The sequence below is a fragment of the Methylobacterium iners genome (assembly GCF_022179305.1).
Taxonomy (GTDB): Bacteria; Pseudomonadota; Alphaproteobacteria; order Rhizobiales; family Beijerinckiaceae; genus Methylobacterium; species Methylobacterium iners.
On record NZ_BPQP01000089.1, the window covers coordinates 92163 to 105278 of the forward strand.

Consider the following 13116-nt stretch of genomic DNA (forward strand, 5'->3'; position numbering starts at 1 on the left):
ACGGTCGTGCATGCCGAGGCGGGCCACCATCCATCCTTCGAACGCGAGGGCATCAGGCGAGGCCCGCTGCCTAGCTGGCGGGCCGAGGGGATGGGGTCCCCTGGACGCCAGGAGAACCTGCGGGGAGGCATTCGCCCCCAGGTCCGCGCGACTTGTGAATTTTTTTGAGAGGGCTCCGCATTCCGCATTCGCATCGGGCGAAAGGCCAGACCGGCCAGCGGGATAGGGGTCCGCCGAATGCGGAACGCACCCTTCGATGACCGACGCCGCGACGCCCGCCGACCTCGACCAGACCCCCGCCGGAAATCCGGCGCTCGGCCGGCTGTTCTCCCTCGTCGACCTCGCCGACCTGACAGGGGTCCACCGGGACACGCTGAGCGCCTGGGTCCAGAAGGGCATGCCCACGGTCCGCGGCGGCCGCCACGGCGTCGCCTACCAGGTCGACATCCGGGCCTACCTCGCATGGCGCGAGGAGCAGATCCGCACCGACGCGATCAAGAACGCCCCGGTCACCGGCGCCTTTTCCTTCATGGGGATCACCGACCCCTACAAGGCCATCATGGCGCGTGACCGCTTCGTCCGGATGGGCGAGAGCGAGAAGGCCCTGGTGCACCGGGCCCCCATGCAGGCCGCGATGCAGCGCGCCTACGGCATCCTGCGCCAGACCGTCATGGCCATCCCCGACCGCCTCTCCCGGGACATGGTGGGATTCCCCCAAGAGCGCGTCGACGAGTGGCGCCGCAGCGCCAAGGGCTACTGCTACGAGGCCCTCGCCGAGGCGGCCAACCAGATCCGGGAGGCCGCCGAGTTCGCCGCGGCCGAGGCTGAGTCCGCCGCGGCCGCGCCGGCGCCCTTGGCATCGGAGGCGGCCGCTTGAAGCAGGTCTCCGACCACGGTCCCGACCTCGTCCTCCCGACCTGCGTCTCCGAGGAGCCGGGCATCGACGCGGTCTACCTCGACATCTCGGCGAAGGGCACGGCGCTGTTCAACCGCGGGAGCGCGGCCTCGGCCGACGCCCTGGTGCCGAACCCGCACGTCGACATCGTCGACTGGCTCCGGGACAACGTCCGGCTGCCCTACGCGATCTCGGAGCGGGCCGGGCCCCTCGTCCTGAACCCGATCCAGGCCGCCGTCGCCCGGCGCTGGCAGCGGCCCGGCGTTCGCCAGATGGACTTCGTCAAGCCGCCCCGGTTCGGCTCGTCCCTCCTCAACGGCGGCGGCGTCATCTTCTTCTCGGGCCACGTCGGCGCCGACACCCTGTTCTACGAGCGCACCGAGGGCGACGCCCAGGATTTCCACGACAAGAAGCTCTACCCGATGCTCACGGAGAGCCCGGAGCTCGCGCACCTGCTCCGGGCCGACACCCGCTCGGGCGTCCAGGACGCGTGGATGGACCGCATCCTGACGACCGGCGCCAGCATCCAGCTTCGCGGCGTCATGACGAACGGCTCGATGCGCGCCGTGAAGGGCATGTTCATCGCCGTCGACGAGGCGTCGTCCCCCGAGTACCAGGCCGGCACCGCGGGCAAGAAGGGGGAGGGGTCGAAGCTCGCCCTGATCAAGCGCCGGGCCCAGGAGTTCAACGACCCCATCGTCTACGTCGGCGGCACCCCCACCGTCGTCGGCTTCTGCCTGACCTCGGAGGAGTACGCCAAGTCCGATCAGGGCCTCTTCATGATGCCGAGCCCGTGCTGCCCGGGCGAGGTGCAGGAGTTCTGGGACGACATCCAGCGCGTCGACAGCCGGGACGTCCGACTGGGCAAGGGCCTGCGGTACACCTGCGACGACGCCACCGGCCGGCCGAACGACGTCTGGTACGAGTGCGCCCATTGCGGTGGCGCCATCGAGGAGACGGACAAGGTCTCGATGATGGATGCGGGGGATATCGTCCCGCAGGTCACCACCGGCGAGGAGGGGCACCTCGGCCTCTGGGCTTGGGCGGCCTACTCGACCGACCCGCAGTGCACGTGGATGCACATCGTCCGGGACAACGAGGCCCAGATCAAGGACCCGGACCAGCGCCAGCCCTTCATGAACCTGGTGCGGGCGCGCCCCTGGCAGCCCGAGGGTCCGGGCACCGTGGACGCCCACACCCTCGCCGACCGGTGCGAGGCGTATCCGGACGGGCACATGCCGGCCGGCGTTCTCACCGTGACCGCCGGCGTCGACACCCAGGAGGGCGGCCGCAACGGCAAGCCCCGGCACGAGATCGTCTTCGTCGGCTACGGCGAGGGGGAGGAGTCGTGGATCCTCGACCGCGTCGTCATCGACGGCGTCCCGGGCGTCGACCGCGACGGCAAGCCCGTCATGGAGGACCTGGAGCCGTTCTCGCCCGACGCGGCCCGGGCGGTCTGGGCGGCGCTCGACCGCGACTGGGTCACCGCCGACGGCGAGGTCCTGCGCCCCGAGGCGGTCGTGGTCGACGTCGGCTACGACATGAACCGCGCCCTGGCCTTCTGCCACCATCGCGAGAGCCGCAAGCGCAAGGTCATCGCCGGGAAGGGACGGCGCGAGGCCCACGGCTCGCGCATGCCCATCATCACCAAGCGGGCCAGCGTCTCCAAGTCGGGCTACGAGTTCCAGCCGATCGGCACCCAGAGCGCCAAGGACACGGTCTACCGCCGCCTCGGCTACAAGGTCGGCGGGGCCGAGAGCATCCACGCGCCCGAGCACCTGCGCCGCGACGCGCTGTGGGACCACTTGGCGGCCGAGAGCCTGCACACCGACGACAAGGGCCGGACCTGGTGGGACGTCACCAAGCCGGGCACCTCGAACGAGGCACTCGACTGTCTCGTCTACGCCTACGCCGCGCTCTGCCTGCGCAAGGCTAAGAGCCGCCGGGTCCGCGAGGCGTCCGCCATCAAGCTTGAGGCGCGCCCCGTCCCCGCCGGAAATCCGGCGCTCGCTCCCGTGGCCTTGAACGGGTCACGCCCCGGGGTGGACCCTCTCCCGAACGAGGGCCGTCCGCTCGCCGGCGTGCGCCGCATTTCCGGCGCCGGCGGCCGGGCGGCGGTTCCGGCCCCGGTCGCCGATCAGGCCCTGGGGAACGCCCCGCGCCGGTTCGGGGTCAAGCACGGCTTCGGCCGGGGATGGTGACATGACGACCTGGAACACGTTCGCCGAATGGGACGAGGCGCGGTGCCTCAAGTCCATCGACCACATCCAGACCCAGATCGCGGCCGGCGCCGAGATCATGGGCTTCAACGGGTCCGGCTACGCCAACCTCACCCCGGCCGAGAAGGGCCGCCTCATCATCTGGGAACTGCGCTGCCGGCTCGCCGAGATCCGTGGCACCGAGCGTCCCGCGCCCCCGCCGAGGAACGACCGCAGCCGCCTGAGGATGCGCAATTTCCTCGTCCAGTACGACGGGGGCTACTGACATGGCCGCCCATCCCCCGGGCCTCCTGGCGCGCGTCGCCCACGGCCTGCGCGGCGCCTTCGCTGCGGGAGGCAGGCGCTCCGGCGACGGCTTCTCTACCGGCGGCGCCGGCCGCACCTTGCCGGCCTACATGGCGGCCTCGCAGCGCTCGTCCGTTCCGCAGGTCGCCGAGCTCGGCCCCTTCGACGCGGTCAAGTTCTTCCGGCCCTGCCAGCGGCTCGTCCGGCACCAGTACCGCAACGACAATTGGGTCCGGAGCCTGGTCAACAAGACCGGCGAGCTCATGATGTCGACCGGCCCCGTGCCGGTGTCCAAGTTCCCCGAGCTCGACGACCTGTGGTGCGCCGCGTCCGGGCAGTTCGACTCACGCGGCGTGAGCGACCTCGGCGGGTGGCTCCGGGACGACCTGTACCGGGACTACAGCCTCGACGGCGAGGCCATGGTCCGGCGCCGGGCCCGGCGCGCGAAGCGCCTGGTGGACGGGACCTTCGTCCCGGAGGCGGGGCTTCTCGTCCCCCTGCAGTGGCAGTCCCTCGGCACGCACTTCCTGCCGACCGGCCACAACCGCATCCTCGACGGCGGCGGCCGCATCGTGAACGGCGTCGAGCTCGACGCGCTGGAGCGCCGCGTCGCCTACCACCCCTACCAGCGCCACCCGCGCGACCCCAATGGCTGGAGCGTGCCCGGGCAGACCCGCGTCCCGGCCGACGAGTTCCACCACCTCCACGTCCCGTCCGAGACCGGCGCCGTGCGCCCCGAGGTGCCGCTCGCCGCCGGCGTCCTGCGCTCCCTCAAGAACGCCGAGTTCGAGGACGCCAACGCCGTCATCGCGCGCAACGCGACCTGCATGTCCATCATGTTCGAGGAGGACCTCCCCGATGGCGAGGACGGGCCGAGCGAGGCCGAGAAGCAGCAGTTCATGGACAGCATCATGCTGTCCCCGGGGATGATCGGGCGCGCCCCGACCGGGATGAAGATGAACATGCGGTCGCCCCCGGCCAACCCGAACTTCAGCCCCACGATCCGCCTCAACCTCCTCTACGTCTGCGCCGGCATCGGCACGCCGGTCCACGAGGTCACCGGCGACTACGAGACCATCACCGAACGGGCCATGAGCTTCGCCGGCATCTCGCTCCGCCGGAAGGCGGACATCGAGCACGCCCGGGTCGAGCACCAGGTTCTCAACCGGATGCGCCGGTCCTTCGTCGACGCCTGCGTCGCCACCGGCCTCTGGACCCCGCCCCCGGGGCGGCCGCTGTGGGAGGCCTACCTCTGCGACTGGCAGTGGCCGGCGATGCAGATCACCCGCATGTCGCAGGAGCTCAACAGCCTGGTCGGCGCGATCAAGGCCGAGGTCATCGACCCGGACACGGTCACCACCAGCATGTTCGGCATGCGCCCCGAGGTCCGCGCCCGTCGCGCCGCAAAGGCGGCGGCCCGGAACCAGGCCCTCGGCTTCAAGACCGGCGCCCCGGCCTGGGGTCCGGAGGCGCAGGCCGCCGCCCGCATCCTCGCCGAGGCCATCGCGGAGGAATCCCGCGAGAGGGACATCGTCGAGTCGTCCTCCACGGAGGACGGGCCCATCGACCGGGACGACGACTGAGGCGCGCGGCGTGGCCTGGAACTGGTCACGGGTGAGGGGGGACACTCTCCGCAGATCACGGAGAGACCCCGCGTGCCGCAGGCCGCTACCCAGGACCAGGACAAGGCCGAGGCGCCCGTCGCCCACCGGCTGACGCGCGGCCTGCGCGCCGGCGAGATCCGCACCCGGGCGGCCGTCAACGGCGCCCCGGCGTCGGGCACCTTCGACGCCGAGGCCCGCACCTTCGAGTTCACGCTCCTCACCTCGCGGTCCTGCAACTCCTACCGCTACGTCCTCACCGACGGCGACCGCTGGCCCGCCTACACCCGGGTCGAGGAGAAGCTCGACATGGCCGGCGCCGTCGGCCTCGTCGAGCTCGTCGGGTCCAGCGTCCTCAACTCCCATCGCTACTGGGACATCGAGAGCGTCATCGGCGTCATCGAGTCTGCCGAGGTCGAGGGCGAGGCCCTCAACTGCCGGGCGCGCCTGTCCCGCCGCCCCGACGTCGAGCCAATCGCCCAGGACATCGCCGACGGCATCCTCCGCAGCATGAGCGGCGGCTTCGACATCATCGAAGAGACGCTGACCGTCCGCGAGAACCAGGACCCGCTGGTGACCATCACCAAGTGGCGCCCCCGCGAGGCGAGCGTCGTCCCCGTGCCCGCCGACCCTTCCGCCCGCATCCGTTCCGGAGAGCCCTACGTGCCCCAAGCTAAGATCGTCCCGCCCCCCGCCGGCCAGCGTTCCGAGGCCGAGCCCGAGGCGGCCGCCGTCGTGACGGCCCCCGTCCTTCCCGCTGCCACCGAGACCGTCGAGGCCGCCACGGCCGAGGTCGAGGCCGCCCGGTCCGCCCTGGCGAAGGCCGAAGCCACCCTGGCCTCCCGCGCCGCCGCCGCCCCTAAGGCCCCGGTCACCGGTGCCGACGCCGAGCGCACCGCGCACGTCGCCGCCCTCCGGGAGGTCGCCCGCGGCCGCGGCGAGAAGGTCTCGAAGGAGTTCGAGGCCCTCGCCGGCACCGGCGCCACCGTCGCCGAGCTCCGGTCCGTGTGCGTCGCCGCCATCGCCACCACCGGCGGCGAGATCTTCGGCGCGGCCGCCCCGGTGAGCGGCGGCCGCGCCGAGGCTCCCCTCCTGACCCGCAACGCCTACGCCGCGCACCGCGCGGCCGCCGCCAACTGAGGACCTGACCGATGGCCGTCGAGACCTACCGCATCTCCGAGCGTCGCAAGGACGCCGAGTTCATCCTCCACGCCGTGGGCGACCGCTCCTACGGCAACGTGAAGGTGGCCCCGGTCACCTACTACGAGGCCTCGACCCCCCTGGCGTTCCCGGCCGGCGCCCAGTCGGTCGCCTCGGTCGCCAAGGCTGGCAACGTCGGCAACGGCGCCCTCGGCGCCCTGACCGCGGACGCCTCGGCCAAGGCCGGCGCCTACACCGTCATCTGCATCGAGCCGGCCGCCAACGGCGGCACCTTCGAGGTCTCCAGCCCGGCCGGCGTCCCCGTGGGCATCGCCCAGGTCGGCGCCGCCTTCGACGGCCCGGTCAACTTCACCATCGCCGACGGCGCGACCGACTTCGCGGCGGGCGACACCTTCACCGTCACGGTCTCCTACGCCGCGGCCGGTACCACCGCCGTCCCCGCCGGCGCGGGCCTCCTGACCGGGGCCCAGGTCTTCGCGGGATTCCTCGTCGGCGAGGTCGGCGGCGGCGCCCCGGGCGAGAAGCTGATCGGCGCCCTCCTCATCCGAGAGGCCGAGGTCGCTGAGTCCCGCATCGCCTTCCCCGAGGGCGTGGACGCCAACCAGACCGCCGCCATCCACGCGGTCATCGTCGCGGCCGCCGAGGCCCGCGGCATCATCTTCCGGACCCGCTGAGCGCGGCCGAAACAGGAGCTACGGCAATGTCCGACGTGTTCAGCAACGACCCGTTCTCGAACGTCTCGATGACCGATGCGGTCAACAAGATGCCCTACGTCGACCCGGGCATCCAGACCCTGATCCCCGCCACGGAGACCACCTCCGTGACCGAGGACATCCAGATCGACATCGAGCAGGGCACCGTGCGCCTGGTGCCCGTGACCGCCCGCGGCGGCGAGGCGGCCACCCAGGACCGCGCCAAGCGCCACACGGTCAAGATCCCGATTCCGGTCTACGAGCTCCGGGATACGATCCACAACCGCGAGGTCCTCAACCGCCGCGAGACCGGCGGCACCAACCTCGTCATGCTGCAGGCCTACCGCGACAGCATCGTCATGCCGATGGTCCAGTCCATGGTCCACACCAAGGGCTTCCAGCGCGCGAAGGGTTGGCTTGAGGGCAAGGTCCTCGACGACGACGGCTCCCTCGTCCTCGACATCTATCAGCGCCTCGGCGAGGAGCAGATCGAGTTGGAGTGGGACCTGACGGACGCCAAGTTCAACGCGACCGAGGCGTTCATCGAGCTCATGGAAGCCTCCGAGGACGAGCTCGGCGCCATGGCGGCCGACCGCTACGTGGCCATCGCCGGCCGCAACGCCCACGCCAACCTCCGCCTGAACAAGGAGGTCGAGGCGCAGGCCCAGAACCCGCTGAACGTGCAGCAGCAGTCCATCGACAAGCGCAAGGGCGTGCGCATGTCGGAGAGCGTCGACCTCGCGTCCTACGGGCGCGCCCGGTACACCAAGCCCGACGGAACCACCGACGGCTTCGTGTCGGACGAGTTCATGTACTTCTCCCCCGTCGGCGCCGGCCAGGCCCGGTCGATCACCGGCCCGTCCGACATGACCGAGTTCTGGGGCAACCCCCTCGACTTCTACGCCAGCGTGGAGTCGCTCCGTCACGGCAAGGGAGAGGAGGTCCTCCTGCAGGCTTGCTTCCTCAACCTGATGGCTCGCCCCCGCGCCGTCATCAAGGTCCGGGTCATCGGCCAGAAGAGCCTCAGGGCGCACGCCCCCCTCAAGTAAGGGCGGCTTCCCGACCAGCGCCGACATCAGGGCCCGTCCGAACCCCGGGCGGGCCCTTCTCACAGGAGCTTCTCGTGGCAGACAAGGTAATCGCCGGAGCCGTGTTCGCCCGGGCCGAGACCGCCGACGCCTTCCCGCTGGGCGGCCGGGTCTACTCCCTGCCGGTGGACGGGGACGCCCCTGTCGCGCTCGACGGCATCGTCGCCGAGGCGGGCAGCCTCTTCATGCTCGACGTCCCGGAAGGGCGCGTCCTCTACGCGGGACACGCCGCCCAGGTCGGTGCGCTCCAGGGCGCCGCGGCCCGGGCGGTCATGTTCCCGTTGCGCGCGGGGACCTGGACCGTCGCCGTGACGGACGCCGGCCAGGCCGTGCTCCGGCTCCTCGGCGACGCCGACTTCGCCCTCAAGATCCTCGCCGCCGCCACCGTGGACGGGACCGCCTGACATGCAGACCTTCGTCCCCGCCGCGTCCGCCGCGGCCGCCCCCGCCGCCGGGCAGGTCGCGCTCGCCCCGGTTACCGGGTTGCAGGCCGAGACCGTGCAGGGCGGCATCGCCGAGCTCGCGGCGCGTCCTGCGTTTGAAGGGCTCCCGAACTCTGGGCTGCCCCCATTCGCGGTCATCGTGCCCTCAAACAATTTCGTGTCGACGCCAGGCCCCACCGATCCGCTGATACTCTCCGTCCGTGGACGGTTCGACGCCACGGTCGACGTGACGCTGACGCTCGTCGGGCTCGACCAGATCTCGTCGCTCGACGCACTCGTCGAGGCGCTGAACGAGGGTCCGCTAGGCGGGCTGGAGGACGGCGCGCCTCGGCCGGTCGTGGCACAGGCGTTCGAGGGCAAGCTCGTCGTCACGGCGAGAAACGCCGGCCAGTTGCTCGACCTCAGCGCCTCGTCCGACGCCGTCTACCAGTGGGTGGGCTTCTACCGGGATGCCGTGGTCGACGAGGGTTATGCCGAGCTTGGGCTGCCCTACGACGTGGCCACGCCCAACGTCTACGACCCGGCCAGGGGCATGCCGCTGCATCTCACGCTCGCCCAGGACCGGGCGACCCTCTCCGAGCTCGCGGCGCGCCCGACGGGCGGTGCGTCCGATGGTGCGGCCGACAGGCTCGACGACCTGACGACGTCCGTTGTGAGCTACGATTACAACTACTTCACGGGTAGCATCAGTCCGAATACCTCGTCAGCACCCGACCCGTATCTGGTCCCGATTGCCGATTACTTCCCCGCCATCCAGGACGGGATGCAGCTAATCGCGACCAGCGTCGAAAACCCCGGACATAGCTCGACGTACACCTACGTCGCCGGAATGACCTTCAACGACCTGCGGTTCAGCGCGGCGGTCGTCGGCGGGAGCGTTGCCACGAACCTCGAAGTCGCGACGTTCCCGGAGGGGACGGTGGCGCTCCGGCTTGTTTGGGGCGGCATCAATCCTGTCCCAGGCAACGCAGACCTCACCGGCGACCTGGCGGCGCTGTTCGGGCTGCCTGCCACGTTCGGCACGCTCGAACTTTCCAACGAATTCGTACCCGCCGCAAAGGTTTCCGTCGATACGCAGCCGCTCTCAGGCCAGGGCGTGTACTTCTATGCCAAAGACCTGCAGCACGTTCTCGCTCAGTTGCTGTACCGCGACGGTTCTTCAATCTATTCTGGCGTGTATGAGAACTATAACAACCTGTTGCTCTCCACTACGTTGCAGGACCTAAGAGAACGCGTCGCGGCGCTGGAGGCCTACGTCCAGGCTCACCCGTGACCTCCGTCCTCGCGCTCGTCCTCGCCCGGACCCTGGCGGCCTCGTCGCTGTCCGAGGCGTGCGTCCTTGAGACCGTGGCCCACGGGACCGTCGTCACACGCGGGGGTTTCACGCGGCGCGAGCTCGTGCGCGACCGGCTGAACGGGGAGGTCCCCATGCTCGACGCGGAGAGCCTCGTCGTCATCGAGGAGGCGGCCGCGCCTGGCGTGGAGATCGGCGACCTCGTCCACGTGGACGGCAAGCTCTGGCACGTGCGCTCCCCGCTCGCGACCGCGGGCAGCGTCACCCTGCAGCTTGTGGCTGCCCAGCGCGCGGACGTGTCCTTCGAGGGGGACAATCTCTCGGTCTACGTCGCCGGCGATGCCGACAGCGGCGGTCCCCTCGTCGCGCTGGCCGCGGCCGGGGTGCTGCGCCGGAGCGACGTCGTCGACGTGGACGGCACCGCCTACACGGTGGGGACGCCCAGGGATTGGCCCGCGGGCGGCCTGCGCAGGTACTGCCTCACGCCCGAGTAGTGTGGACAGCGGTCCGCTGCCCTTGCTGGCATCGGACGCGCCCTGCATCGTCCCCGCATGTGGGATTTCCTCGTCGCCTACCCTTTAGCCATCATCGGCAGCCTGGCCCTTGGCGTCATCGGCAACCTCCTCACGCCGCGCGTCGTGGCCCTGTGGTCGTCCTATGACGCGGCGTCCAGCAAGAAGGCCCTCGACCGCCAGGTCAAAACCCTCAACGAGCAAGTAGAGGCCTACAACAGGGGCGCGATCATCCCCGTCATGATCGCGCAGCAGGCCATGTTCACCTGGGGCGTCGCGGCTTACATCATCGTCAGCCTGATGGGGTACTCGCTCGACTTGATCGTCCTCGTCATCGAGGGGGCCAGGCGCCCGGCGGGGCAGCCCCTCGACGTGGCGGCGGTCTTCTTCGGCGCCAAGGCGTGGACCATCCGCGCCTTCGGCCTGACCATGATCTTGCTGGTCACGATATTGCTCATCCGCCGCTACGCCGAGATCAAGCGCATGTCGCTCCTCGCGCTGGACCCCGAAGGCTACCGGGCGAAGCGGATGGCATTCCTCCGAGAGCTATACCCCGACCTGCCGGAGGACCGCATCGTGCCCGTCCGGCCGCGTCCGCCGGTCGCCGACTAGCGGGACTCCCGCAGGCCCGGGCCGCCGCATTTCCGGCGGTCGGCGTGGCCTGGAACTGGCCACGGGTGACCCCTGACACTCCCTCTCGCACGCCAGCGAGAGCCCGTTGTCCGAAGACGTCGACTGCCTGACCCAGCTTGAGGATGCCGTCCGCGCCGCCCTGGAGGCGAACGCGACGCTGGCCAAGCGCGTCCTCGGCCCCGAGCAGTTCCCGGTGAAGGCCGCCCATCTGCCGGCCCTCGCGGTCGACATCGGGGACGAGAGCGCCCCGACCTACCTCGGGAACGAGGGCGGCGACCGCCTCATCGAGCGGACCGTCCAAGTCGACGTCCTCGTCATCCTCGACGCCGGCATCGCCGATTTCAGCCGTCTGGCCAGGGCGCTCGCCAACCAGGTGCGGGCCATCCTCTCCGGGCCGCACGTGCTCGGCCTGCCCATCGACGACTTCAAGCTCGTCGGCGCCAAGCCGCAGACCTTCGCGTCCGAGGCCGGCAGCCAGGGCGGCTTCCACCTCGCGTTCGTCGCGACCTTCATCACCGGCGAGGCCACCCCCGACCGGTTCGAACCCCTCAACGACACCTCGGAGCTCGTCTGAACATGGCCGCCGTTTTCAAGCCTCTCGACGCCCGCCTCCTCAACAAGCCGTCGGGCCAGTGCGCCTTCCAGCTTGAGGGCACCACCGCGCTCGTCCCCTTCGGCCATGCGACCTGCATGTTCAAGAAGTCCGAGACCAAGACCGAGACCCGGTCCCCCGAGGACCCCAGCCGGCCGATCATCGCGACCGACTACTCCGAGCTCACCGGCATGGTCGACGTCGAGTTCGGCACGCTGAACGTGCTCGGCCTGCGCCTGTCCCACATGGCCAACGTCCGCCCCTTCACCCAGGCCATCGTCGCCGCCAAGTCGCAGACCTTCCCGGGCGCCATGGTCAACGAGTGGCTTGAGCTCAAGGCCGGCGACGACGCCGCCGAGGAGGCCGCGTCCGCCGGCCTGGTGAACACCTCCGTCACCTCGGTCACCGTCGGCGGCGAGGCCCTCACGCCCGCCCAGTACCGCCACGACAGCAAGTCGGGCATCGTCCAGGTCATCATGTTCCCGGCCGAGGCGTCCCTCAACGAGGACGTGGTCGTGAGCTTCTCGGCCCCGGCGGTCGCCGCCTCGGCCGGCCGCAGCGTCATCGAGCTCCTGCAGCTCCTGTCCCTGCGCGGCCGCTTCGTGCTCCGCCAGAACAACCTGCGCGGCACCAACCGCAAGATCGTCATCCCGACGCTCAACTTCGGCGGCGAGAGCGGCGACGTCGCCTGGATCGCGGACAGCAACGACATCACCAAGGTCACCACCTCGGCGACCATGGAGGCCGATTACTCCCAGCCCCCGGGCATGGAGTACGGCTACATGGTCGACCTGGTCTGAGGTCTGACGGATGTCCCGCAACCTCCTCACCAAGGACCAGTTCCGCGCCATCGCCGGGGTCTCCCCGGCGGCGGGCGGGACCGTCACGCTGTTCGGCAAGCAGGTCCCGTGGTTCCCGCTCTCCGTCGGGCACTACTGCCAGTACGTGCTCGGCCGGTTCGAGTGCGCCAAGAGCTTCTACGTGCTCGGCGCCCAGATCGCGGTGGCGAAGGAAGGCATCGACCAGGTCGAGGCCGAGGGGCGCGAGCCCACGGTCGACGACGTGAAGGCCCTCGACGCGCTGGTCGACCGCAAGGGCTACCTCGACGCCCAGGCATCCGACGCGGCCGCCGCCAACATGGCCTTCATCGCCTGCGGCATCGGCTTCCCGGGCGACGAGGAGGTCGAGGCCTGGCTCCTCGGCGGCGACGACGAGGAGCTCATGACCGCCCTCGCCATCATCGAGGAAGGGACCTGGGGCGCCGACCCCGAGGATTTTTTCGCCCGGGTGGGACGCAAGATCAGGGGCCGGACCCTGACGGTGATGCAGGCGTCCAGCCAGGCGAAGGACCAGGCGACGACTACGTCGACCCCGACGCCTTCGAAGGCGAGGACCAGCCCGACGAGCAACTCGAACCGGCAGGCCCGGCGGGCGGCGCAGTCGAGCAAGCCGAAGGCCCGAGCCGCCCGCGGCTGAGCCTCCTCGTAGCGCTGATCGAGGAGGTCCTCCTCCTGGAGGAGCGGATGGGACCGGCGGCATGGGACCTGAGCATCGCCTCGGTCCGGTACCGCATGCGCCTGCGGCGACACCGGGAGAACGAGGCCTCGGTCCGCATGGCGCAAGCGATGGGCATGGGGATGGGCGCCGCCCCCGAGAAGTGGACCGCTTGGGTCCGCGCCATGACCGGAGAGGAGTGAGACC

15 protein-coding genes are annotated in these 13116 nt (G+C 70.6%); all 15 read left to right on the forward strand.

Annotated features, from left to right (window positions below; genetic code table 11):
• Positions 1-256: 256 nt before the first annotated feature.
• The 15 genes from MFF55_RS23455 (at position 257) to MFF55_RS23525 (ending at position 13112) form a co-directional block, all read left to right on the forward strand.
• Positions 257-877 carry a hypothetical protein gene (locus MFF55_RS23455; protein WP_238246526.1) on the forward strand — a complete coding sequence of 207 codons (621 nt, stop codon included), beginning with the start codon at positions 257-259 and terminating at the stop codon, positions 875-877.
• Positions 874-3096 (forward strand): terminase gpA endonuclease subunit, encoded by a 2223-nt coding sequence (locus MFF55_RS23460; protein ID WP_238246527.1) that lies wholly within the window; start codon positions 874-876, stop codon positions 3094-3096. Before MFF55_RS23455 ends, MFF55_RS23460 begins: the two co-directional genes overlap by 4 nt.
• Position 3097: 1 nt before the next feature.
• Positions 3098-3379 carry a hypothetical protein gene (locus tag MFF55_RS23465; RefSeq protein ID WP_238246528.1) on the forward strand — a complete coding sequence of 94 codons (282 nt, stop codon included), beginning with the start codon at positions 3098-3100 and terminating at the stop codon, positions 3377-3379.
• A 1-nt stretch (position 3380) separates the two neighbouring features.
• Positions 3381-4982, forward strand: coding sequence for a phage portal protein (locus MFF55_RS23470; protein ID WP_238246529.1), 1602 nt, complete (start codon positions 3381-3383; stop codon positions 4980-4982).
• A 72-nt stretch (positions 4983-5054) separates the two neighbouring features.
• Complete coding sequence (locus MFF55_RS26910) at positions 5055-6140, forward strand: HK97 family phage prohead protease (protein ID WP_283206792.1); 1086 nt, start codon at positions 5055-5057, stop codon at positions 6138-6140.
• An 11-nt stretch (positions 6141-6151) separates the two neighbouring features.
• A complete protein-coding gene (locus MFF55_RS23480; protein WP_238246530.1) occupies positions 6152-6835 on the forward strand; it encodes a hypothetical protein in 684 nt (227 codons plus the stop codon).
• 26 nt (positions 6836-6861) lie between these two features.
• Positions 6862-7902: a major capsid protein gene (locus tag MFF55_RS23485; RefSeq protein WP_238246531.1), complete on the forward strand. Its 1041-nt coding sequence runs from the start codon at positions 6862-6864 to the stop codon at positions 7900-7902.
• A 74-nt stretch (positions 7903-7976) separates the two neighbouring features.
• Positions 7977-8345 (forward strand): hypothetical protein, encoded by a 369-nt coding sequence (locus MFF55_RS23490; protein ID WP_238246532.1) that lies wholly within the window; start codon positions 7977-7979, stop codon positions 8343-8345.
• 1 nt (position 8346) lies between these two features.
• Positions 8347-9657, forward strand: a complete 1311-nt coding sequence (locus tag MFF55_RS23495) for a hypothetical protein (protein ID WP_238246533.1) — start codon at positions 8347-8349, stop codon at positions 9655-9657.
• The gene (locus MFF55_RS23500) at positions 9654-10172 is read left to right on the forward strand and encodes a hypothetical protein (RefSeq protein WP_238246534.1); all 519 of its coding nucleotides are present in this window, start codon (positions 9654-9656) and stop codon (positions 10170-10172) included. The genes MFF55_RS23495 and MFF55_RS23500 overlap by 4 nt, the downstream gene beginning before the upstream one ends.
• A gap of 57 nt (positions 10173-10229) precedes the next feature.
• Positions 10230-10802 (forward strand): hypothetical protein, encoded by a 573-nt coding sequence (locus MFF55_RS23505; RefSeq protein WP_238246535.1) that lies wholly within the window; start codon positions 10230-10232, stop codon positions 10800-10802.
• 106 nt (positions 10803-10908) lie between these two features.
• Positions 10909-11397: a hypothetical protein gene (locus tag MFF55_RS23510; RefSeq protein WP_238246536.1), complete on the forward strand. Its 489-nt coding sequence runs from the start codon at positions 10909-10911 to the stop codon at positions 11395-11397.
• A 2-nt stretch (positions 11398-11399) separates the two neighbouring features.
• A complete protein-coding gene (locus MFF55_RS23515) occupies positions 11400-12215 on the forward strand; it encodes a hypothetical protein (protein ID WP_238246537.1) in 816 nt (271 codons plus the stop codon).
• A gap of 10 nt (positions 12216-12225) precedes the next feature.
• Entirely contained in the window at positions 12226-12891 is a 666-nt protein-coding gene (locus MFF55_RS23520) for a hypothetical protein (RefSeq protein ID WP_238246538.1), read from the forward strand.
• Positions 12892-12938: 47 nt separating this feature from the next.
• Entirely contained in the window at positions 12939-13112 is a 174-nt protein-coding gene (locus MFF55_RS23525) for a hypothetical protein (RefSeq protein WP_238246539.1), read from the forward strand.
• The last annotated feature ends 4 nt before the right edge of the window (positions 13113-13116 follow it).

Coding starts and splice junctions, on each gene's coding strand:
- MFF55_RS23480 (WP_238246530.1), top strand. CDS start 6,152: ATGGCCGTCGAGACCTACCGCATCTCCGAGCGTCGCAAGGACGCCGAG.
- MFF55_RS23520 (WP_238246538.1), top strand. CDS start 12,226: ATGTCCCGCAACCTCCTCACCAAGGACCAGTTCCGCGCCATCGCCGGG.
- MFF55_RS23485 (WP_238246531.1), top strand. CDS start 6,862: ATGTCCGACGTGTTCAGCAACGACCCGTTCTCGAACGTCTCGATGACC.
- MFF55_RS23465 (WP_238246528.1), top strand. CDS start 3,098: ATGACGACCTGGAACACGTTCGCCGAATGGGACGAGGCGCGGTGCCTC.
- MFF55_RS23470 (WP_238246529.1), top strand. CDS start 3,381: ATGGCCGCCCATCCCCCGGGCCTCCTGGCGCGCGTCGCCCACGGCCTG.
- MFF55_RS23455 (WP_238246526.1), top strand. CDS start 257: ATGACCGACGCCGCGACGCCCGCCGACCTCGACCAGACCCCCGCCGGA.
- MFF55_RS23515 (WP_238246537.1), top strand. CDS start 11,400: ATGGCCGCCGTTTTCAAGCCTCTCGACGCCCGCCTCCTCAACAAGCCG.
- MFF55_RS23505 (WP_238246535.1), top strand. CDS start 10,230: ATGTGGGATTTCCTCGTCGCCTACCCTTTAGCCATCATCGGCAGCCTG.
- MFF55_RS23525 (WP_238246539.1), top strand. CDS start 12,939: ATGGGACCGGCGGCATGGGACCTGAGCATCGCCTCGGTCCGGTACCGC.
- MFF55_RS23495 (WP_238246533.1), top strand. CDS start 8,347: ATGCAGACCTTCGTCCCCGCCGCGTCCGCCGCGGCCGCCCCCGCCGCC.